The sequence below is a fragment of the Micromonospora sp. NPDC053740 genome (assembly GCF_040677775.1).
In the GTDB taxonomy this organism is placed as follows: domain Bacteria; phylum Actinomycetota; class Actinomycetes; order Mycobacteriales; family Micromonosporaceae; genus Micromonospora; species Micromonospora alfalfae.
This window is the reverse complement of record NZ_JBFASO010000014.1, coordinates 123,568-141,886: the sequence shown is the minus strand read 5'-3', so window position 1 is coordinate 141,886 and position 18,319 is coordinate 123,568. Positions and strand designations below refer to the sequence as shown.

The following is an 18,319-nucleotide window of genomic DNA, read 5'->3' as shown; positions in this document are numbered from 1 at the left end:
CCGACCGCCCCGGCCTATCCGCGTGGGTGTCGCAGGCGTCGCAGTTCGTAGAGGCCGCTGCTGGTCAGGCTGTAGAACGCCGGCAGCAGCAGGAAGATCACCAACGCGAACAGCGGGCCGGTCAGGAATCCGACCAGGATCGCCAACGCGTACCCCAGGAGACCGATCGCGGCCCGGGCCCGTTCGGCCGGGAAGAACCGCTGCGGCACCGTCTGGTCCAGCAGATCGTGGTGCCGGGCGAGGTAGTGGTACAGCCCCAGCCAGCTCACCGAGACCAGCACGCCGACCAGACCGTAGACGACCACGCCGGTGCGCTGGTCCGCCTTGTCGCCGTCCCGCATGGCCTGCGAGACGACCGAGGTGGCGAACGGCAGCAAAGCGGTGCTGAACAGCACTGCGAGGTTGTACCACTGGAGGGCCTTTCCGCTGTTCACCACCCGGTTGAAGGCGGCTCGGTGGTTCAGCCAACCCACCGCCACGTACACGTACGACGTGACATAGGCGAGGTACGCCGGCCACTGCTCGACCAGCGCGTGCAGAAGCTGACCGCGGCCGACCCGAGGCGGCTGGAGGTCGAGCACCAGCAGCGTGATGATGATGGCGAAGACCCCGTCGCTGAACGACAGCAGCCGGGAGGTTTCCCGCCGCAGGGTCGGGCCAGCGGGGCCCGTCCCTGCGCTGCTCGTGCCGGCTCCCATCGCCCACCCCCTCCCCGACGTCCCGCAACGGCGAAGTGCCGCGGTATACCCGTCGACGGGCGGCACACCCGCCCACCGGCGGCGCGCGTCGACTCCGCTGCCTACCGTGGGCGGATGATGACGGGCGAGGAGGAACTGCGGGAACTGGTCGCCGGCAACAATTGGCTGACCCGGGCGCTGACTGTGGTGCGTGACTCCGGGCTGCCGGACGCCTGGATCGGCGCGGGCGCACTGCGCGACCTGGTCTGGGGCGAGCGGTACGGCGACGGGTTCGACCCGGCGCGGGTCCGCGACGTGGACGTGGTCTTCTTCGACCCGGCGAGGCTGAGCCGCGTCGACGACGACCGGGCCACCGCCCGGCTGGCGGGGCTGTGGCCACAGCCGCCGTGGCAGGCGCGCAACCAGGCGGCGGTGCACACCTGGTACGCGGCCACGTTCGGCGGCGACCCGATCGAGCCGTACCGGAGCGTGGCCGAAGCGGTCGCCACCTGGCCGGAGTACGCGACGGCGGTGGCCGTCCGGCTGGACCCCGCCGGTCGGCTCAAGGTCTGCGCCCCGTACGGCCTGACGGATCTGCTGGGTGGGGTGTGGCGGCACAACCCGGCCCGGGTGGACGTGGCCCGGTCGCGGCAGCGGTTGGCCCGGCACCGGCCGGCGCAGCGTTGGCAGGGCGTGACAGTGATCGAGCCGGGCTGACCGGCTGCGAGCGGGTCAGCCCTGAGGCGGCATGCCGTAGAGCCGCTCGACGTGCAGGCGTAGCACGATGCGTCCCTCGTCGACCATGGCCTGGCGGTACTCGTCCCAGTCGGGGTGTTCGCCGCTCAGCCCCCGGTAGAGCGCCACCAACTCCTCGACTGTCTCGTCGCCGAGTTCGGTGGCCGGCGGGGACAGTTCGGCGCGACCCTCGACCACCGCGTACGCCCACCCGTCCGCACTGCCGACGTGGAAGCTGGCACGCGGGTCGCGGCGCAGGTTGGCGGTCTTGGCGCGGCCGTCGGTGACCGAGACCCGGATCAGGCCCGCGTCCCGGTCGAAGGAGTAGAGCACGGTGGACAGCTGCGGACGCCCGTCCCGCTTGATGGTGGCGAGCACGCCCATCGAGCGGCCGGCCACCAGATCGGTCAACGCCTGCTGGGTGCGGTCATCCGGCATGGTGTCCTCCAGGTTGGACGATCGTCTCCGACCCATCCAAGCACGACCTGCCGGCCGCCGCGGGCGACCACCCGGAACAGCAGGGCGACCACCTGGAACGCCACCGAGCCCGCACCGACGGACGGCGCGGGCTCGGTGGTCGGGTGACCGTGCCGGTCAGCGGCGCTCGGCGGCGACCAACTCGGCGAGTTGCACCGCGTTCAACGCGGCGCCCTTGCGCAGGTTGTCGTTGGAGCAGAACAGCGCCAGCCCGTACTCGACGGTCTCGTCGGCGCGGATCCGGCCCACATAGGTCGGGTCCTGGCCGGCGGCCTGCAACGGCGTCGGCACGTCGGTCAGTGCCACACCGGGTGCGTCGGCCAGCAGCTCGTGGGCGCGCTGCGGGGTGAGCGGCCCGGCGAACCGGGCGTTGATCTGGAGCGAGTGCCCGGTGAAGACCGGCACCCGGACACAGGTGCCGGAGACCTTCAGGTCGGGGATCTCCAGGATCTTGCGGCTCTCGTTGCGGAGCTTCTGCTCCTCGTCGGTCTCGAACGAGCCGTCGTCGACTATCGAACCGGCCAGCGGGAGGACGTTGAAGGCGATTGGCTGGGTGAACGAGCGGGGCGCGGGGAACTCGACTGCCGACCCGTCGAAGGCCAGCCCGGCGGCGTGCTCGGCCACCTTGCGGACCTGCTCGTCCAGCTCGGCGACGCCGGCCAACCCGGCGCCGGAGACCGCCTGGTAGGTGGAGACGACCAGGCCGACCAGGCCCGCCTCGGCGTGCAACGGACGCAGTACCGGCATCGCGGCCATCGTGGTGCAGTTCGGGTTGGCGATGATGCCCTTGGGCCGGTCCAGTGCGGCGTGCGGGTTGACCTCGGCGACCACCAGCGGCACCTGCGGGTCCATCCGGAACGCCGACGAGTTGTCGATCACCACGGCGCCGGCAGCGGCGACCCGGGGCGCCAACTCGCGAGCGGTGCCCTTACCGGCCGAGAAGAGCACGATGTCCAGCTCGGAATAGTCAGCGGTCGCGGCGTCCTCGACGGTCACCTCGCCGTCGCGCCACGGCAGCGTGCGTCCGGCGGACCGCGCCGAGGCGAACAACCGCACCTGCTCCGCTGGGAACTCCCGCTCCGCCAGCACCTGCCGCATCACGCCACCGACCTGGCCGGTGGCCCCCACAATGCCGATCCTCATGCTCGCGAGGCTACCGACCCCACCGCCGAAACCGGGACCCCTTTCCCACCCTCCGGGTCCCACCTCACACCCCACCCCCGCACCCCTTCCTCCCGTTGATCATGAAGTTATTGCCACGACACGCCGTGCCGAGTGACAACAACTTCATGATCGACGGCGCGAGGGGTGGGGCGGAGGGGCGAGGGGGTGGGGTGGGGTGGGGTTAGGGGAGGAGATCTCCTAGGGCGGTGGCCTCCAGGTCGGCGCGGATCACTGCGGCGTCACCCTCGATGACCAGTGTGAGAGCTTCCGGGTGCAGGTGGGTGGCTGCCGCCGCGGAGACCTGGTCCACGTCGGCGGAGAGCAGCGACTCGCGCAACCGCGCGTGGTAGTCGTCCGGGAGGTCGTGCACCACCAGGGTGGTCAGCGCGGAGGCGATCGCCCGAGGGCTCTGCAACTCGACCGAGAGCTGCCCGGCCCGCCAGGAGCGGGCCACCTCCAGCTCGTCCTCGGTCACCCCGGTGGCCTGGGTACGGGTGATCTCGCCCACCGCCTCGACCAGAGCCGGCGCGGTGACCGCCGTCTGCACTCCGGAACTGACCGCGAACCGACCGAACCGCCGCGACGCGGCGAAGTCGCCCCGGATGCCGTAGGTGTAGCCGTGCACCTCCCGCAGCAGGTGGTTGAGTCGGGAGGTGAACGCCCCACCGAGCACCGTGCCGGCGAGCGTCATCGGCACGTGGTCGGGGTGCGCCCGGTGTGGTGACGGGTGGCCCAGCCGCAGCGTGGACTGCACCGAGCCGGGCCGGTCCACCAGGATGATCCGGCGACCGCTGTGCACCGGCACCTCGATCGGGCCGCCCCGCTCGGCGGGGCCACCACCGGTGCCGGCGAACGCTGCGGCGGCCAGCGCGTCAAGGTCGATCCGGTCCAGGTCACCGGCGACGATGAGGGTGCCGGGGCGCAGGAACCACTCCGAGTGGAAGACCGTGACGTCCTCCACGTCCAACCCGGCTACCGACTCCGGGTCGCCGTGCATCGGGCGTCCCCAGCGGTTCTGCGCGCCGAACAGGTCGGCGCGCAGCGCGGCGTCGGCGCGCGGGCCGGGGTTGGCCCAATCCATCCGGAGCGCTGTCGCCTCGTCGTCGCGTACCCGGCGTACGTCGGCGCTGTCGAGCCTCGGCGTCCGGACCGCCTCGGCGAGCAGTTCCACTGCCGCGCTCAGCCGGTCCACCGGGATCACCACGCTGGCCTGGAACGAGTCCCAGTCCAGACCGGTCGACAGAGCGGTGCCGAGCCCTTCGACGGCGAGCGCGTACGCGGCGGCGTCCCGCTGCGCGGTCCCCTCCTCCAACGCCTTGGCCAGCACGCCGGACAGACCTTCCTTGCCGACCGGCTCCTGGCCCGCGCCCACGTCGAGCAGCAGCAGGGCCACGGCGAGGTTCTGCCCCGGCAGGTGTGCGGCGACGACCTGACCACCGGCTGCGGTGCGGCGGACCACCGGCGGGAACCGGTACGGGCGGGCGGCACCCGGGCCGGGACGGTCGGCGATCAGCGTCATGAGGTCTCCTCGGGCAGGTAGGTCAGGGTCACCCGGTCGGTGGCGAGCACGTCGGCGGCGGCCTCGGCGATCTGCTCGGCGGTGACCGCGAGCAGGGCCGGCAACTGCTCGGCGATGCGGGCCGGGTCACCGAACTGCGTGGTGTACCGGCCGAGCAGGTCCGCGCGGCCGTCGACGGTGGACAGCTGACGCCACCACCCGGTGCTGAGCAACGCCTTGGCCCGGTCCAACTCGGCGGCGGTGACCGGCACGGTGGCCAGCTCGTCGACGACCTCGGCCAGCCCTTCGGCCAGCCGCTCGGCGCTCACCCCGGGGCGGGCGGTGGCGGTGGCGATCAGCGGTGCCGGGGCATGTGCCAGGTCCACCCCGTACGCCCCGACCAGGTCCGGTTGCGCGATCCGCTCGCCGTCGGCGAGGCGCTGGTAGAGCCGGCTGCCCCGGCCGCTGCCCAGGATGGTGGCGAGCACGGTGATCACGTTGTATCCCGGGCTGCCGAACGGGTAGCTGCGGTGGGCGATGTAGACCCGTGGCGCCGGCACATCGGCGCTCACCGACTCGACGGCCGTCTGCCCGGTGGCGGGGACGTTGCGGCCGTCCGGTGCCGGCGGGATGTCGTCGCGGGCGGGCAGCGCGCCGAAGTACTTGTCCGCGAGCGCGAACACGTCGGAGGCGGTGGCGTCGCCGACCACTGTGAGCACCGCGTTGTTCGGCGCGTAGTAGGTCCGGTGGAACGCCTGGAAGGTGGCCAGGTCGGCGGCGTTCAGGTCGGCCATCGAGCCGATCGTCGCGTGGTGGTAGGGGTGCCCCGGCGGGTAGAGCAGCGGCAGCAACCGCAGCCACGCGTCGCCGTACGGCACGTTCTCGTAGCGCTGCCGGCGCTCGTTCTTCACCACGTCCCGCTGGTTGTCCAGCGTCTCCTGGGTGAGGGCGGGGACCAGGCCGCCCATCCGGTCGGCCTCCAACCAGAGCGCCAGCTCCAGGTGCTCGGCCGGGACCGTCTCGAAATAGTTGGTCCGGTCCGGGTTGGTGGTGGCGTTGAGCGAGCCGCCGGAGCCCTGAATCAGCTTCATGTGCTCGGTCTTCGCCACGTTCACCGAGCCCTCGAACATCAGGTGCTCGAAGAGGTGGGCGAAACCGGTCTGCCCGGCCGGCTCATGCCGGGAGCCGACGTCGTACCAGAGGTTGACGGCCACGGCGGGCGCGGTGCGATCCTCACTCACCACCACGCGCAGGCCGTTGTCCAGTCGGGACGTCTGAATGGGCCAGGGGTAACCGCTGTCGGGCATGCCCCGACGCTATCCGATCTCGGAGGCGGAAAGGTGACGTGCCGTCGGTCGGCGAGCCGACCCGGGCGGCATCGGAGCCGCCGCGCGGGGTACCGGAGAGCAATGACCGTCACCCCGCCTCCGTCCCGGTCCGCCGGCCGGGTCGCCACCGCCGTCGAACGCGCCAGCTCCGCACTCGGCCGGCTGCGCCGTGGCCGACTGCTGCATCCGGCCGGTCGCTCGTTCGTCGGCGAGACGGTGATCTGGGGTACGCCCGGACCGCCCAGCGGGGTCGCTCTGCTGGACCAGCCCGGCCGGTACCGGACCACCGTCCGGCTCTCCAAGGGAACGCCCACACCGGGCAGTTGGCCCGACGTCCTGGGCCTCGCGCTGCGCCTGCACCACGACGACGGCCGGCCGTTCGACCTGCTGGTCAGCTCCAGCGGCGCCGCCCCGGGGCTGCGGAACCTGCCGCTGCCCAGACGCCGCTTCACCGGCACGTACAGCACGATCACGTGTTACCGCGCGGGTCGGCGCCGCCTCTGGCTGGCCGTGCTGGCCGACCCCGACTCGGTCGACCTCGGTCGCAGCCTGGCCACGGCGGTCGCCGCGACCCGGACGGACACTCCGCGCCTAGTGCTCGCTGTCGCGTCGGCGGTGGGGCCGTGGCGACTGGTCGGGCAGGTCAGCCTCGGTGCCCAGCTCAGCGCCGAGGAGGACGCGGCGCTCGCGTTCGACCCGGTGCGCAACCTGCCACCCGAACTGCGGGTGGCAGGTCCGCTGGCCTGGCTGCGCGACCAGACCTACCGGGGGTCACGCCGGGCACGCGGGGCGACCGCTCAGTCAGGCGGTTCGACAGCCACCACTGTCTGATCCGAGGTACGACGCTCCAGCACCGTGTCCGGTGCGGCGTTCTGGTCCGCAGCACGGATGTCCGACTCGGCGAGGATGGCCTCCGCCTGCGCCTCCGGGTCGTCGCTGCCCACCGCCTCCTCCTCGGGCAGGAGGTGGTGCGCGCGGGACTCCACCCGGTCCTGATCGCTCTGCTTGTGTGTCATGGCACCCCTGTTACCCCGACCGCGCCCCCGGCACGCGATCTTCGCCCCGCATCTTGGGACGACGGGACGGGTGACCGCGTCCGGTCGGGTACGCTGGCCCGGTGACGCGTTCCTATCGATGGTTTAGGCAGCCGGCTCGCACGCCGGTGACTTCACCATGAACTGACGTCACCACGGACCGAGCCGGCTGGGCAGGAGCTGTCGTTCCTGCCCTTTTGCGTACGAGCAGCCGGCTCGTCCCGGGCACCGGCCCCGGGCACTGTCGGCGGAAGGATGCCCACCGTGACGACCCCGGAGACCGATCGGGTCAGCGATCAGCGGATCGACCGTGTCGTGCCGCTGACCACGCCCGCCCTGCTGCACCACGAGTTGCCCCTGGACGCCCCGCTCGCGTCGGCCGTGTTGACCGGCCGCCGCGCTGTCGGTCGCGTGCTGGACCGCGAGGACGACCGCCTGCTGGTGGTGGTCGGTCCCTGCTCGGTGCATGACCCGGCCGCCGCCCTGGACTACGCGCAGCGTCTTCGGACGGCAGCCGACCGGCTCGCCGACGACCTGCTGATCGTCATGCGGGTCTACTTCGAGAAGCCACGCTCCACCGTCGGTTGGAAGGGTCTGATCAACGATCCCGGCCTGGACGGCAGCGGGGACGTCAACACCGGTCTGCGGCTGGCCCGGGCGCTGCTGCTCGACGTGCTCCGCCTCGGCCTGCCGGTGGGTTGCGAATTCCTGGACCCGATCACCCCGCAGTACATCGCGGACACGGTGGCCTGGGGCGCGATCGGTGCCCGCACGGTGGAGAGCCAGGTGCACCGCCAGCTCGCCTCCGGGCTGTCCATGCCGATCGGCATGAAGAACCGCCCAGACGGCAGCATCGGCACGGCAGTGGACGCGATCCGCGCCGCCGGGGTGCCACACGTCTTCCCCGGCATCGACTTCTCCGGCACCCCGGCGATCATGCACACCCGGGGTAACACCGACGGGCACCTCGTGTTGCGCGGTGGGGGTGGCCGACCCAACTACGACGCCGAGTCGGTCGCCGGGGCACTCGACCTGCTCCGCGCCGCCGACCTGCCGGAACGGCTGGTGATCGACGCCAGTCACGCCAACAGCGGCAAGGACCACCGCAACCAGCCACTGGTCGCCGCGGACGTGGCCGCCCAACTGGCCGCCGGCCAGCGTGGGATCACCGGCGTGATGCTGGAGTCGTTCCTGCTGCCCGGTCGGCAGGAGCTCGACCCGACCCGGGAGCTGGAGTACGGCCGGTCGGTCACCGACGCCTGCCTGGGCTGGGACGACACCGCCGATGTGCTCGACCACCTCGCGTCGGCCGTGCGGGCCCGTCGGGCCACCCTCCCGACGACTGTGTGACAGCCGACACCACCACCCACGGAACACGAGCGGGGGTCGGCTCGTTGACTGGGGTGTCGGTGTGTCCAGTGTCCCCGGGCCTCACCTAAATAGCCTTCGCGGAATACCGTCCGGCTGGAGCCGCGTAGTGCCACTCGCCGAGAGGCGACCTGCACACCGACACCAGCGCCGCCCCCGGCCCACGAGGCCGGGGGCGGCGCTGTCCGTAGGCGGGCCACCAGCGGGACCGGGGGTGCGACAGGACCCCCGCTAACCGTTCTGCCCGGTCATACGATCGATGTGTGGGTGATATGTCAAACGAGCTTGGCGCTTTTCTGAGTGCTCGCCGGGCACTGGTGACACCGGAGCAGGCCGGCATTCCGCATGGGGGTGTACGACGCGTGCCGGGCTTGCGGCGCGAGGAGGTCGCCATGCTCGCGGGCCTGAGCGCGGACTACTACCTGCGCTTGGAACGGGGCCGTGACCGCAATCCGTCCGTGCAGGTGCTCGAGTCCATCGCACGCGTTCTGCAGCTCGACGAGGAGCACCTTGCCTATCTGCTGACGCTGGTCTCGGATTCCGCCCGAAAGCGCAGACGTCGATCCCGCAGGGAAACGGTTCCGCCGGGTGCGCTCAAGCTCCTGGGCTCCCTCGTTCAGCCCGCTTTCATCGAGGGCCGGTATTTCGACATCCTGGCCTCGAACAGTCTCGCCCAGGCGCTCTCGCCAGGCCTTGTCACGGGGGGCAACCAGCTCAGGGACCTGTTCCTGAACCCCGCCGAGCAGGCGCTGCATCCGGAATGGGAAAACATCACTGAGTGCTTCGTGGCGAACCTGCGACAGGCGGTGGGCACCGACATCGACGACCCCCGGTTCATCGAGCTCACCGGAGAGCTCTCATTGGCGAGCGACAGGTTCCGCCAGCTCTGGGCACGCCACGAGGTACGCGGACAGCGCGGTACGCCGATCCGGTTCAATCACCCGCAGGTCGGGGAGCTGACCCTCAATCGTGAACGGCTGAGCATCGGCGGAGCGGATGGCCTGATGCTCGTCGTCTACCACGCCGACGCCGGGTCCGGTGACGCCGAGAAGTTGAGTCTCCTTGCCTCCGCCGGTCTACCCGCCGGCCGCGAGCCACGACCGGTCCAGCCCTCCCGGACCTGAAATGTGCCGGTGGCAAGTTGCGGGCGATCAGAGGGGGTCCTGTCAGACCCCGGTCTGAAGAGGGCTCCGGGTACGCCGACCTGCCGTGGTTAGCGTTCGGAACATGACCGTCACACTGATCACCGGGGCCAACAAGGGCATTGGCTTCGAGACCGCCAGACAGCTTCTGGCGTTGGGGCACGAGGTCTACATCGGCGCGCGGGATGTCGAGCGGGGTGAGAAAGCCGCGGCCGCGCTCGGGTCGCGGTTCGTCCAACTCGATGTGACAAACGATGCCTCTGTGCGCAGCGCGTTGGCGACGATCGACTCGGCCGAGGGCCGACTCGACGTCCTCGTGCACAACGCCGGCATCCTGGAGACCGACCTCGACGGGCCAGCGGCCCTGCGCTCGTTCGACACGAACGCGGTAGGGATCGTGCGCGTCACGGAGGCGGCGCTGCCCCTGCTCCGCAGGTCGTCCAATCCCACAGTCGTCACCGTTTCGAGCAGCGCCGGATCGTTCTGGGCGGTGACCAATCCCGAGCGGCCCGAGTTCGGTCTGCCGCTCGCCCTGTATTCGGCGTCCAAGTCCGCGGCCACCATGCTGACCGTGCAGTACGCGAAATCCCAGCCGGGCATCAAGTTCAACGCTCTCGAACCAGGCCCCACCGCCACCGACATGACCGCCGCCTTCGGTATCGGGCGGCCGGTGGAGGAGAGCGCCCGCCAGGTGGTGCGCCTGGCGACACTGGGCCCGAGCGGACCGACGGGGACCTTCCAGGACGAGGCAGGGGAACTGCCCTGGTGAGCAGGCGGCACCGTGGGTGCGTGGGCCGACAGGCGTGACGTTTGACCGATTCCGCGCCGGGTAGCTGATCGACGTGACCGACGACGCATCCATGACCGGCGAGCCGGACACCCGGGCCCTCGACGATCTGCTCGACGGCATCTTCAGGGCGCAGGAGCGGGTCGAGCAGGCAGAGATCTACCGCCAGGCGGTGGCTGCCGAACTCCCGCCGGAGCTGCTCGCCCGCATCAACGCGCTCCCCGAGGGTGAGTACGCGGTCGACGAGGTAAGCGACCTGCTGGGCGGTTCGGTCGGCTGAGCGACCGCAGAAGGGACACCGACATGACCAACCACGAGGACCACGACGAGAAGGTGCCGGCGCTGGGTCAGCCCCCGAAGGGCAGGGACACCACACCCGAGCCGGACTTCGCCAACGAGCACGACCGCACGGCGGTGGATCGGGACATCATCACCGGGGCGGACGAGGACGAACGGGAGCCGGAGTCGCCGCACGGTTGGTCCGGCATGCAACGTTGAGGCGTACACGAAAGGGGGGCCGGTGTCTGCCGGCCCCCCTTTCGCGTCCTGCTCGTCAGTCGTCCTGGTGCCCGCCCTCGGCGGCCTGCTGCGCCGTCGCGTAGGCCATCTGGAGGAAGTCGGACGCGGCGACCGCCGTCAGCGCGGTCGCGACCAGGCGGGTGAGCCGGGGCGCGAGCACCAGGCCACCGGTCAGCCCGGTAGCCACCCAGACCGCCAGGCAGAACGGGCAGCTCAGCAGCTCGCCGATGGCGTGCCGGGTGGGGCTGCCCGAGTCGCGGACCTGCTCCATCACCTCGCCGCTGCCGATCGGACGGTCGTAGCGGGTGAACGGCGCCCGCAACGGGCTGGTCACCGCGTCCTTGGACAGCAGCCGGCTCAGCTTGTGCGTGGCGATGGAGAGCAGCACCACGTCGGACGCCGCGGGACGCTCCGGCACCGGTCGGCCGGTCGCCTTGACCAGGCCGGCGAGAGCCCCGGTCACCCCGGCGTAGGCGCCCATCGCCACCAGGTAGCCGCCGAGCGGCCGGTGCTCGTGCGGCGCGTACGCCCGGCGCAGCCGGGCCGCCTTGTGTCGCAGGCCAGTGTCGCTCACCCGATCTCCTCACGTGTGTCGTGGTGGTGTGGGAACGGCGTCCCGCGCGGCCGGCTCAGCCGGCCTGGAGGTTGTCGGCGACCTCGCGTGCCAGGTTGGTGAGCGCCTCGTCGGCCAGCTGGTCCGGGCCGGGCCCGCCGGACCCGTCGGCCAGGTCCAGCTGGATCCGGGCGCCACCGGAATCGGCCGGCTCCACCCGAATCTCGGCGGACCAGTCGTCGGCGTCGACGTCGCCCCAGCGGGCACGCAGCTCCTCGCCGCTGATCTCCGCGGCGGGGCTGCCGTCGCCGCGCAGTGGCTCCGGCAGCCAGGCCGAGGCACGGTTGGGGTCGGTGGCAGTGCTGAAGACCACCTCGGGTGGCGCGGACATACCGCGCACGGCGCGCGCCGGCATCACGCGTCCCGCAGGCGGCTGGGGTCGACCTCGCGACCTGGGTGTCGGGCCAGGTACTCGGTCTCCAGCTCCGCCGTTCGCCGGAGGTGGTTAGCGAGTGCGGAGTCCGCCGCGTGCCGCAGGGTGTCCAGGCGGGTTCGGTGCAGGCTGTGCATCTCGCGGATCAGGTCCTCGTCGGTCAGCTCCGTCGGGTCGATGCCGAGCAAGTCGCCGTCGAGGCCGGGAGCGCCGGCCGGGTCGTCGAGCTGATCGCCGCCCCACTCCGGCACCCGCTGCTCCGGGCTCATATCCGCACTGCCGCTGGACGCAAAGCCGTCCTCACGTACCGATCCGGTCATGATCGCCCCCCTTGATCTCGTTTGGGCTGGCGTCTAGACGATTGCCCAGGCGCGGTGATGCCAAACCAAGCCGTCGGAGCGACGACTACGACACGGTGTCGGAGACCGGTAACGTCCCCGGTACCCTCAATGTCATGAGGCGGCTCTGGACCCCGGCGTGGATCGCGCGCCACGTGGCCATGGTCGTGCTGGTCGTGGGCTTCCTGGGGCTGGGCTGGTGGCAGATCAGCCGGGCCGCCGCCGGCAACAGCCTGAGCTGGGGGTACGCGGTCGAGTGGCCGATCTTCGCCGGCTTCGTGGTCTACGTCTGGTGGCGTGAGGTGAAGCTGGCCCGCCGCAAGGCGGTGGAGGCCGATGCTCCGCCTGCGGATCCGGCCGTCGAGCCGGCGCCGGCGGTCACCACCGGGTCCCGACCGGCGGTACGCCGCCCGGTGCGGGTGTCCCGGGTGCCGGCCGGCGGCGATGTCGTCGAGGACACCGACCTGGCCGCCTACAACCACTACCTGTCATGGTTGAACGCCAATCCGGGCGCCCGGCCCGGTGACTATCCCGGCTGAGCCGGGCTCGGAAGGACGGACGAAGGTGGGCGCTGCCCTTACCCGGTACCGCGTGATCGCCTGGATCGTGGGCGTGGTGCTGATCCTGCTGGTCGTGATCGGCATGCCGCTGAAGTACGCGTTCGACAACCCGGTCGTCGTGGAGACGATCGGGCCGGCGCACGGCTTCCTCTACATGATCTATCTGGTGGCCGCGTTCGACCTGAGCCGCCGAGCTGACTGGCCGCTGAAGCGGATGCTGCTGGTGATGCTGGCCGGCACGGTGCCGTTCGTCTCGTTCTACGCCGAGCGCCGGGTCAGCGCCTGGGTGGCCGCGCCGCAGGAGGAACGGGCTCCGGAGCCGGTCGCCGGCTGAGTTCGCTGAACGGCCGGTGGGCCGGCACGGCTCCGGCCCACCGCCAGCGGGTCATCGGTTGGGCCGCCACGGGTCCGCTTCGGCGAGCGGGTCTACCCAACTGCCGTAGCGGTTGACCTCCCGGGCCCGCAGCAGCGACCGGGTGACCTGGCCGAACTGCCGTTCGTCATCGGCGCTGAACAGCAGCACCTCCGAGCCTTGGTACCACCCCCACAGTTCGTGCGGCGGCGGGCGCCAGCGATCGCCGACCACTGCGAGAGCGGCCGGGAGCAGGAACACGGCACCGAGGATCAGGTACGCCCCTGCGGTGAGGCGGTGCAGACCGCCGGTGAAGCCGAGGAGCACCCCCACGCCGCCGAGCATGCTGGCGGTGATCACCACGGCCCGGACGGCGATCCGGTCGTGCGGGCCCCGGGTGGTACGCAGATGGGTCAGGTCGGCGACCCGGTAACTGTTTCGACCGACGGTGAACCGGTCGACGGTCACGATGATGCCGGGCCGCGCGTACAGCAGTGTCGACCGGGCGCCCGGCACCGTTCGCGGCGGTCGCGTCTTTGCGCCTTCACGATTCACGGTTCCTCCCGAAGGGGACGGTTGGCCGAGTGGCCCCGCTGGCGACAGTCATCGCTGCCTGTCGACGGGATTCCCGGCTCCGGACTTCATTGTGTTGCGGCGTCGCCAGTCGACCTGGGCATTTACCGGGTAGAGACAGCTCGCCACGACCGGGTGACATCGCCGAGAAACAGCATCCATTTCGCCTTTTATCGGTTATGGCGACCAGGGATACCACGGCATACGCCCGGAACGACGAAAGTCGTATATCCGTCAGTACGCCGCGAAAAGGGCGATGTTCCTTCGTTCCCAGGCGTCATCAGCCACGATGGCGACACCCAGCCCAGGGGTCCGACGCGCAACTCTGCCAACTTTCGCCACTGCTTCAACTGCGAGCGACATCCGTCCCGGGTTAGGTTGGGCGAGCCGGTCCGGCCCAGTGCCGTCCGCCCGGATGGCCCCGGCCGGTGTCGTCGAGGGCGTCAGCAGCCCCGGCGGCCGTGGGAGAGGGGCCTTCCGCTCTTGTCATCCCTGAGAAATCTGCTGCGCACAGTGGCGCTGGTCGGCATGTCGGCCGCGCTGATCGCCCCGACGGCGGTGGCCCAGGCCGAGCCGTCCCCCGCCGACCTGACCCGCCGGATCGAGACGTCCTCGGCCGAGTTGGAGCGGGTCGTCGAGTCGTACAACAAGTTGCGTGAGGAGATCAAGACAAACGAGGCCGCAGTGGCCCGATTACAGACCCGCATCGGCCCGCTCGAACAGCAGGTCGAGCAGAGCCGGGCAGACGTGGCGAAGCTCGCCTCCACCGCGTACAAGACCGGCGGCCTGCGCACCGCGGACGCCCTGCTGCGCCCCGGCGGCTCGGCCGCGCTGCTGGACCGGCTCGGCACGATCGAGCAGTTGACCCGCCAGCGGCAGGAGCGCATCTCCGGCTTCACTGCCGACCAGCAGCGGCTGCTCGACGAGAAGGCCCGCCTGGGCGCGACCTTGACCCGGCAGGCCGCACAGGCTCGTCAGCTCGCCGCGGGTAAGAAGCAGATCGAGCAGGACCTGGCCAAGCTGTACGAGCTGCGCCGGCAGGCGTACGGGGCCGCCACCGAGCGACCCGAGCCCAAGGCGGCGACGACCGAGGCCAAGAACGTGCCCGCCGTGTCCGGTGCCGCCGGCACTGCTGTGCGTTACGCGTTCGGCGCGATCGGCAAGCCGTACGTCTGGGCGGCCGACGGGCCGAACGGCTACGACTGTTCCGGCCTGACCTCGGCCGCCTGGCGGGCGGCCGGGAAGTCCCTGCCGCACAACACCCGGATGCAGTGGAGCGCTGTCGCCCACATCGGGCGGGGCGAGCTACGCCCCGGCGACCTGGTCTTCTACAGCGGGCTCGGGCACGTCGCCCTCTACGTGGGCGACGGTCAGGTGATCGACGCGCCCAGCGCCGGTCGCAACGTGCTCAAGCGTGGCATGAACATGATGTCCATCCAGGGTTACGGCCGGGTGCGCTAACCGCTGTCGAAAACGGCGAACGGCCGGCGTCCCCCTATCGGACGCCGGCCGTTCGCCGTCATTACTACCAGGTCAGGCCGCTTGCAGCCCCTCCGCCCGAGCCAGCTCGCGGAGCCGGCCGAGGGCCTGGATCTCCAGCTGCCGGATCCGCTCGCGGGACAGCGAGAAGCGGGACGCGACCTCGGTGAGCGAGTGCTCCCGGCCGTCCTCCAGCCCGTAGCGGGCCCGCATGATGCCGGCGGACCGGTCGTCGAGGTGGTTGAGCAGCCCTTCGATGCGCTGCCGCTCCAGGCCGCTGAGGACGATGTCCTCCGGCGACGGCGCGTCACTGTCGGCAACCAGGTCGCCAAGGCTGGTGTCGCCATCGTCACCAACCGGGGTGTCCAGCGAGACGGTGTCCTGCGACCAGCGGCGCAGCTCGTTCACCCGCTCGACGGTGACGCCGAGGGCGGTGGCGATCTGCTCCGGCTCCGGGTCGCTGCCCAACTCACGGGTCAGCTGCCGGGCCACGTTACGCATCCGGTTGACGTCCTCCACCAGGTGCACCGGCAGACGGACGGTGCGCTCCTGCTGGGCGATCGCCCGGCTGATCGCCTGCCGAATCCACCAGGTGGCGTAGGTGGAGAACTTGTAGCCGCGCTCGTAGTCGAACTTCTCGACCGCCCGGACGAGGCCGGTGTTGCCCTCCTGGATCAGGTCCAGCATGGGCATCCCCGAGCGCACGTAACGCCGGGCGATCGACACGACCAGTCGGAGGTTCGCGCGGATGAAAAGGTCCTTCGCGCGCTCCCCCTCGACGACCAGCCACTCCAGGTCGGCCCGGTCTACACCGGCGGGAACGGCTTCCTCACCGAGCAGGTGCTCGGCGTAGAGGCCGGCCTCGATCGCCTTGGAGAGCTCTACCTCCCGGGCGGCGTCCAGCAGTGGCGTCCGGGAGATCTCGTGCAGGTAGACGCCCACCAGGTCGCGTTCCTCGGCGACCTGATCGGTTCGCATGCCGATGTTCTTGTCCACGTTGCCCACGGTCCCCTCGCTCGCGCCGGTTGCCCGGTTCCTTGCCATTCCCCACACCTGTCAGCCCCTGGTAACTTCTGCTGTGCCCATCGGTGCTGACACCTACACAACAGATGAGACGTGTCGGGGATTCCTCGTCGTGAGTCGAAAGTGTCACGAATGCCTGAGTAGTAGCTGAGAGCACGGTCCATGTTTGCTGTCAGCACCCCATCGGGTGGCTCGCCACGGGCACCACGTACGGGTTACCGCACCATGGCAACACCGCCCGCCGCGGGGGCACAGCGACCCGGGTCACCACCGCGATGCGATCCTGGTCACTGCCAGATACGCACCGGTGAACCGGTCGGTTCATTCACGGGGGTGTTATTACCCCCCGGCCAGATGAACAATCCGAGGGCCCGTTCGCTTCCCGGTGTGGGTGGCGCTAGGAGGCGAGCAGGGCGAGGGCGCCGCGCACCTGGTCGGCCGAGCGTGCCAGCGCGGCCCGGGCAGCGTCGATCTCAGCGCCCGAGACGAGGGCGACGAGCGCCGTCTTCAGGTCCCCGTCGGCCTCGGTGAGGGCCTGCCGGGAAAGCTCTTCCGAGCAGCCGGTGGCCTCGACCAGAATCGAGATCATTCGTCCGCGGAGTTTCGCGTTGGTGGCCACCATATCGATCATGAGGTTCGAGTAGACCCGACCCAGGCGCACCATGACGGCTGTTGAAAACGTGTTGAGCACCAATTTCTGCGCTGTGCCCGCCTTCATCCGGGTCGACCCGGTGACCACCTCGGGTCCGGTGTCCACCCCGATGAACACGTCGACCGACCGGGCGGCCTCCGCCTCCGGATTGGCGCAGAGCAGCACTGTCGAGGCGCCCTTGGCGCGGGCCGCGGCAAGCGCCCCGAGGACGTACGGGGTGCGTCCGCTGGCCGCCAGACCGACCACCAGGTCCCCGGCCCGTACACAACTGGCCGCTTCGACCGCGCCGCCCCGGTCGTCGTCCTCGGCGTCCTCGACGGCCCGCCACATGGCGTCCGGGCCGCCCGCCAGGTGCGCGCAGAACCAGTGTCGGGGCGAGTTGAAGGTGGGGGCCAGTTCGGCGGCGTCGAGCACGCCCAGTCGGCCGGAGGTGCCGGCCCCGAAGTAGTGCACCCGGTGACCGCCGCGTAGCGCCGCGACCGCCAGGTCGACGGTGGTGGCGATCTCGTCGAGCACCGCGGCGACCGCAGCGGGCACCCGTCGGTCCGCCTCGTTGATCACGGTGAGTACGTCCCGGGTCGACATCAGGTCGAGGTCGACGCTGAGCGGATTACGTCGTTCGGTGGGGGCACCCACCCGGACCGTGGGGCGAGCGGGCCGTGCGGGCATCTCCGCACCGGCCGTCATGCCCGCCTCCGGTTGGCACCCACCCGGTGCGACTGGACCGCCTCGGCGGTCGCCTCCAGGGCCTTGCGGGCCCTGGCCCGGTTGCGGGCGGCCACCCCGACGAAGAGGCAGTCGACCACTGTGAGCTGAGCCAGCCGGCTGGCCGTCGCGCCGGAGCGGTAGGTGGTCTCCCGGGCCGCCGTGGTCAACACGAAGTCCGCCACGTCGGTGATCGGCGAGCGCGGGAAGTTGGTCAGCGCCACTGTCGCGGCACCGCGGGTACGGGCCTGCTCCAGCACCTCGATCACGTCGGAGGTGGTGCCGGTGTGCGAGATGCCGATCGCGACGTCTCCCCGCCCCAGCAGGGCAGCCGACGTCAGCGCGGTGTGCACGTCCGGGAAGTAGAAGGCGATCCGGCCGATGCGGTGCAGCTTCTGCTGGAAGTCCGAGGCGACGAACCCGCTGGCGCCGGCGCCGTAGATGTCGATCCGAGCGGCACCGCTGATCGCCTCGACCACCTGCTCGCAGACGGCGGGGTCGAGTTGCTCGGCGGTCTCCTCGACGGCGCGGGCGTCGTTGAACGCGATGGTGGCGATGATCTGGGCGAGGTCGGCACCGGGCGGGATGTCACCGCCGACCACTCGGGCGTCCGGTGGCTCGATCCGGCGGGCGGCCTCGGCGGCGAGGCGGATGCGCAGTTGGGGGTAACCGTCCATGCCCACGGAACGGCAGAACCGGATGACTGTCGCCTCGGATGTCTCGGCTGCGGTGGCGAGATCGGTGATTGTCCGCCGGGCGGCGGCCGCCGGGTCGGACACGACCAGCCGGGCGACCCGCTGCTCGGCGGGCGACAGCGATGGCAACAGCCCGCTGATGTGGACGATCAGCCCACCGGGCTCGTGACTCGCAGAAATCTTCGGACTCTTCGCCACGGATGAAACTTACTTTCAGCAGGCGTGAG

At 70.9% G+C, this 18,319-nt stretch carries 23 protein-coding genes; 10 read left to right on the top strand and 13 right to left on the bottom strand.

The window, feature by feature from the left end:
- Positions 1-14 precede the first annotated feature (14 nt).
- Complete coding sequence (locus AB0K35_RS30815; RefSeq protein WP_238670440.1) at positions 15-698, bottom strand: TMEM175 family protein; 684 nt, start codon at positions 696-698, stop codon at positions 15-17.
- 114 nt (positions 699-812) lie between these two features.
- Between AB0K35_RS30815 and AB0K35_RS30810 the strand changes: the two genes are divergently transcribed.
- The gene (locus tag AB0K35_RS30810; RefSeq protein WP_238670441.1) at positions 813-1,394 is read left to right on the top strand and encodes a nucleotidyltransferase family protein; all 582 of its coding nucleotides are present in this window, start codon (positions 813-815) and stop codon (positions 1,392-1,394) included.
- A 15-nt stretch (positions 1,395-1,409) separates the two neighbouring features.
- Here AB0K35_RS30810 and AB0K35_RS30805 read toward each other — a convergent pair whose 3' ends face one another.
- The 4 genes from AB0K35_RS30805 to AB0K35_RS30790 form a co-directional block, all read right to left on the bottom strand.
- Positions 1,410-1,850 (bottom strand): PPOX class F420-dependent oxidoreductase, encoded by a 441-nt coding sequence (locus AB0K35_RS30805; protein ID WP_363889961.1) that lies wholly within the window; start codon positions 1,848-1,850, stop codon positions 1,410-1,412.
- 156 nt (positions 1,851-2,006) lie between these two features.
- Positions 2,007-3,032 carry an aspartate-semialdehyde dehydrogenase gene (locus AB0K35_RS30800; RefSeq protein WP_238670442.1) on the bottom strand — a complete coding sequence of 342 codons (1,026 nt, stop codon included), beginning with the start codon at positions 3,030-3,032 and terminating at the stop codon, positions 2,007-2,009.
- Between the two features lie 202 nt (positions 3,033-3,234).
- On the bottom strand, positions 3,235-4,572 hold the full coding sequence (locus AB0K35_RS30795) for a pitrilysin family protein (protein WP_363889855.1): 1,338 nt from the start codon (positions 4,570-4,572) through the stop codon (positions 3,235-3,237).
- Complete coding sequence (locus AB0K35_RS30790; protein WP_357281954.1) at positions 4,569-5,858, bottom strand: pitrilysin family protein; 1,290 nt, start codon at positions 5,856-5,858, stop codon at positions 4,569-4,571. Before AB0K35_RS30790 ends, AB0K35_RS30795 begins: the two co-directional genes overlap by 4 nt.
- A 102-nt stretch (positions 5,859-5,960) precedes the next feature.
- Between AB0K35_RS30790 and AB0K35_RS30785 the strand changes: the two genes are divergently transcribed.
- On the top strand, positions 5,961-6,710 hold the full coding sequence (locus tag AB0K35_RS30785) for a phosphodiesterase (protein ID WP_363889852.1): 750 nt from the start codon (positions 5,961-5,963) through the stop codon (positions 6,708-6,710).
- Here the strand turns inward: AB0K35_RS30785 and AB0K35_RS30780 are convergent.
- Entirely contained in the window at positions 6,677-6,895 is a 219-nt protein-coding gene (locus AB0K35_RS30780; RefSeq protein ID WP_363889845.1) for a hypothetical protein, read from the bottom strand. The genes AB0K35_RS30785 and AB0K35_RS30780 overlap by 34 nt on opposite strands.
- 273 nt (positions 6,896-7,168) lie before the next feature.
- Here AB0K35_RS30780 and AB0K35_RS30775 point away from each other — a divergent pair, with 273 nt between their 5' ends.
- The 5 genes from AB0K35_RS30775 (at position 7,169) to AB0K35_RS30755 (ending at position 10,708) form a co-directional block, all read left to right on the top strand.
- Positions 7,169-8,263 carry a 3-deoxy-7-phosphoheptulonate synthase gene (locus AB0K35_RS30775; RefSeq protein ID WP_238670447.1) on the top strand — a complete coding sequence of 365 codons (1,095 nt, stop codon included), beginning with the start codon at positions 7,169-7,171 and terminating at the stop codon, positions 8,261-8,263.
- Between the two features lie 290 nt (positions 8,264-8,553).
- Complete coding sequence (locus AB0K35_RS30770; protein ID WP_238670580.1) at positions 8,554-9,405, top strand: helix-turn-helix transcriptional regulator; 852 nt, start codon at positions 8,554-8,556, stop codon at positions 9,403-9,405.
- Between the two features lie 103 nt (positions 9,406-9,508).
- Positions 9,509-10,192, top strand: coding sequence for an SDR family NAD(P)-dependent oxidoreductase (locus AB0K35_RS30765; RefSeq protein ID WP_238670448.1), 684 nt, complete (start codon positions 9,509-9,511; stop codon positions 10,190-10,192).
- 91 nt (positions 10,193-10,283) lie between these two features.
- Positions 10,284-10,490 carry a hypothetical protein gene (locus tag AB0K35_RS30760; RefSeq protein ID WP_238670581.1) on the top strand — a complete coding sequence of 69 codons (207 nt, stop codon included), beginning with the start codon at positions 10,284-10,286 and terminating at the stop codon, positions 10,488-10,490.
- Positions 10,491-10,513: 23 nt separating this feature from the next.
- Positions 10,514-10,708 (top strand): hypothetical protein, encoded by a 195-nt coding sequence (locus AB0K35_RS30755; RefSeq protein WP_238670449.1) that lies wholly within the window; start codon positions 10,514-10,516, stop codon positions 10,706-10,708.
- A 55-nt stretch (positions 10,709-10,763) separates the two neighbouring features.
- Here the strand turns inward: AB0K35_RS30755 and AB0K35_RS30750 are convergent, their stop codons facing one another.
- The 3 genes from AB0K35_RS30750 to AB0K35_RS30740 are packed head-to-tail and all read right to left on the bottom strand — an operon-like array spanning position 10,764 to position 12,035.
- On the bottom strand, positions 10,764-11,303 hold the full coding sequence (locus AB0K35_RS30750; protein ID WP_238670450.1) for a DUF1360 domain-containing protein: 540 nt from the start codon (positions 11,301-11,303) through the stop codon (positions 10,764-10,766).
- Between the two features lie 55 nt (positions 11,304-11,358).
- The gene (locus AB0K35_RS30745) at positions 11,359-11,697 is read right to left on the bottom strand and encodes a hypothetical protein (protein ID WP_238670451.1); all 339 of its coding nucleotides are present in this window, start codon (positions 11,695-11,697) and stop codon (positions 11,359-11,361) included.
- A complete protein-coding gene (locus tag AB0K35_RS30740) occupies positions 11,697-12,035 on the bottom strand; it encodes a DUF6158 family protein (RefSeq protein ID WP_357281939.1) in 339 nt (112 codons plus the stop codon). Before AB0K35_RS30740 ends, AB0K35_RS30745 begins: the two co-directional genes overlap by 1 nt.
- Before the next feature lie 134 nt (positions 12,036-12,169).
- Between AB0K35_RS30740 and AB0K35_RS30735 the strand changes: the two genes are divergently transcribed.
- Both AB0K35_RS30735 and AB0K35_RS30730 read left to right on the top strand, forming a co-directional pair.
- A complete protein-coding gene (locus tag AB0K35_RS30735) occupies positions 12,170-12,592 on the top strand; it encodes a hypothetical protein (protein WP_238670453.1) in 423 nt (140 codons plus the stop codon).
- A 25-nt stretch (positions 12,593-12,617) separates the two neighbouring features.
- Entirely contained in the window at positions 12,618-12,947 is a 330-nt protein-coding gene (locus AB0K35_RS30730) for a DUF3817 domain-containing protein (protein WP_238670454.1), read from the top strand.
- 51 nt (positions 12,948-12,998) lie between these two features.
- Here the strand turns inward: AB0K35_RS30730 and AB0K35_RS30725 are convergent, their stop codons facing one another.
- Positions 12,999-13,520: a DUF6232 family protein gene (locus AB0K35_RS30725; RefSeq protein WP_238670455.1), complete on the bottom strand. Its 522-nt coding sequence runs from the start codon at positions 13,518-13,520 to the stop codon at positions 12,999-13,001.
- A 501-nt stretch (positions 13,521-14,021) separates the two neighbouring features.
- Here AB0K35_RS30725 and AB0K35_RS30720 point away from each other — a divergent pair.
- Positions 14,022-14,999 carry an NlpC/P60 family protein gene (locus tag AB0K35_RS30720; protein WP_363889838.1) on the top strand — a complete coding sequence of 326 codons (978 nt, stop codon included), beginning with the start codon at positions 14,022-14,024 and terminating at the stop codon, positions 14,997-14,999.
- A gap of 72 nt (positions 15,000-15,071) precedes the next feature.
- Here the strand turns inward: AB0K35_RS30720 and AB0K35_RS30715 are convergent, their stop codons facing one another.
- From AB0K35_RS30715 to AB0K35_RS30705, 3 genes are all read right to left on the bottom strand, one after another.
- Positions 15,072-16,061: a sigma-70 family RNA polymerase sigma factor gene (locus tag AB0K35_RS30715; protein ID WP_238670457.1), complete on the bottom strand. Its 990-nt coding sequence runs from the start codon at positions 16,059-16,061 to the stop codon at positions 15,072-15,074.
- A 376-nt stretch (positions 16,062-16,437) separates the two neighbouring features.
- On the bottom strand, positions 16,438-17,379 hold the full coding sequence (gene murQ, locus AB0K35_RS30710) for an N-acetylmuramic acid 6-phosphate etherase (protein ID WP_210784546.1): 942 nt from the start codon (positions 17,377-17,379) through the stop codon (positions 16,438-16,440).
- Positions 17,376-18,290, bottom strand: a complete 915-nt coding sequence (locus tag AB0K35_RS30705; protein WP_238670458.1) for a MurR/RpiR family transcriptional regulator — start codon at positions 18,288-18,290, stop codon at positions 17,376-17,378. The genes murQ and AB0K35_RS30705 overlap by 4 nt, the downstream gene beginning before the upstream one ends.
- Positions 18,291-18,319: the final 29 nt, after the last annotated feature.

Coding starts and splice junctions, on each gene's coding strand:
- AB0K35_RS30815 (WP_238670440.1), bottom strand. CDS start 698: ATGGGAGCCGGCACGAGCAGCGCAGGGACGGGCCCCGCTGGCCCGACC.
- AB0K35_RS30810 (WP_238670441.1), top strand. CDS start 813: ATGATGACGGGCGAGGAGGAACTGCGGGAACTGGTCGCCGGCAACAAT.
- AB0K35_RS30805 (WP_363889961.1), bottom strand. CDS start 1,850: ATGCCGGATGACCGCACCCAGCAGGCGTTGACCGATCTGGTGGCCGGC.
- AB0K35_RS30800 (WP_238670442.1), bottom strand. CDS start 3,032: ATGAGGATCGGCATTGTGGGGGCCACCGGCCAGGTCGGTGGCGTGATG.
- AB0K35_RS30795 (WP_363889855.1), bottom strand. CDS start 4,572: ATGACGCTGATCGCCGACCGTCCCGGCCCGGGTGCCGCCCGCCCGTAC.
- AB0K35_RS30790 (WP_357281954.1), bottom strand. CDS start 5,858: ATGCCCGACAGCGGTTACCCCTGGCCCATTCAGACGTCCCGACTGGAC.
- AB0K35_RS30785 (WP_363889852.1), top strand. CDS start 5,961: ATGACCGTCACCCCGCCTCCGTCCCGGTCCGCCGGCCGGGTCGCCACC.
- AB0K35_RS30780 (WP_363889845.1), bottom strand. CDS start 6,895: ATGACACACAAGCAGAGCGATCAGGACCGGGTGGAGTCCCGCGCGCAC.
- AB0K35_RS30775 (WP_238670447.1), top strand. CDS start 7,169: ATGCCCACCGTGACGACCCCGGAGACCGATCGGGTCAGCGATCAGCGG.
- AB0K35_RS30770 (WP_238670580.1), top strand. CDS start 8,554: ATGTCAAACGAGCTTGGCGCTTTTCTGAGTGCTCGCCGGGCACTGGTG.
- AB0K35_RS30765 (WP_238670448.1), top strand. CDS start 9,509: ATGACCGTCACACTGATCACCGGGGCCAACAAGGGCATTGGCTTCGAG.
- AB0K35_RS30760 (WP_238670581.1), top strand. CDS start 10,284: ATGACCGGCGAGCCGGACACCCGGGCCCTCGACGATCTGCTCGACGGC.
- AB0K35_RS30755 (WP_238670449.1), top strand. CDS start 10,514: ATGACCAACCACGAGGACCACGACGAGAAGGTGCCGGCGCTGGGTCAG.
- AB0K35_RS30745 (WP_238670451.1), bottom strand. CDS start 11,697: ATGCCGGCGCGCGCCGTGCGCGGTATGTCCGCGCCACCCGAGGTGGTC.
- AB0K35_RS30740 (WP_357281939.1), bottom strand. CDS start 12,035: ATGACCGGATCGGTACGTGAGGACGGCTTTGCGTCCAGCGGCAGTGCG.
- AB0K35_RS30735 (WP_238670453.1), top strand. CDS start 12,170: ATGAGGCGGCTCTGGACCCCGGCGTGGATCGCGCGCCACGTGGCCATG.
- AB0K35_RS30715 (WP_238670457.1), bottom strand. CDS start 16,061: ATGGCAAGGAACCGGGCAACCGGCGCGAGCGAGGGGACCGTGGGCAAC.
- murQ (WP_210784546.1), bottom strand. CDS start 17,379: ATGACGGCCGGTGCGGAGATGCCCGCACGGCCCGCTCGCCCCACGGTC.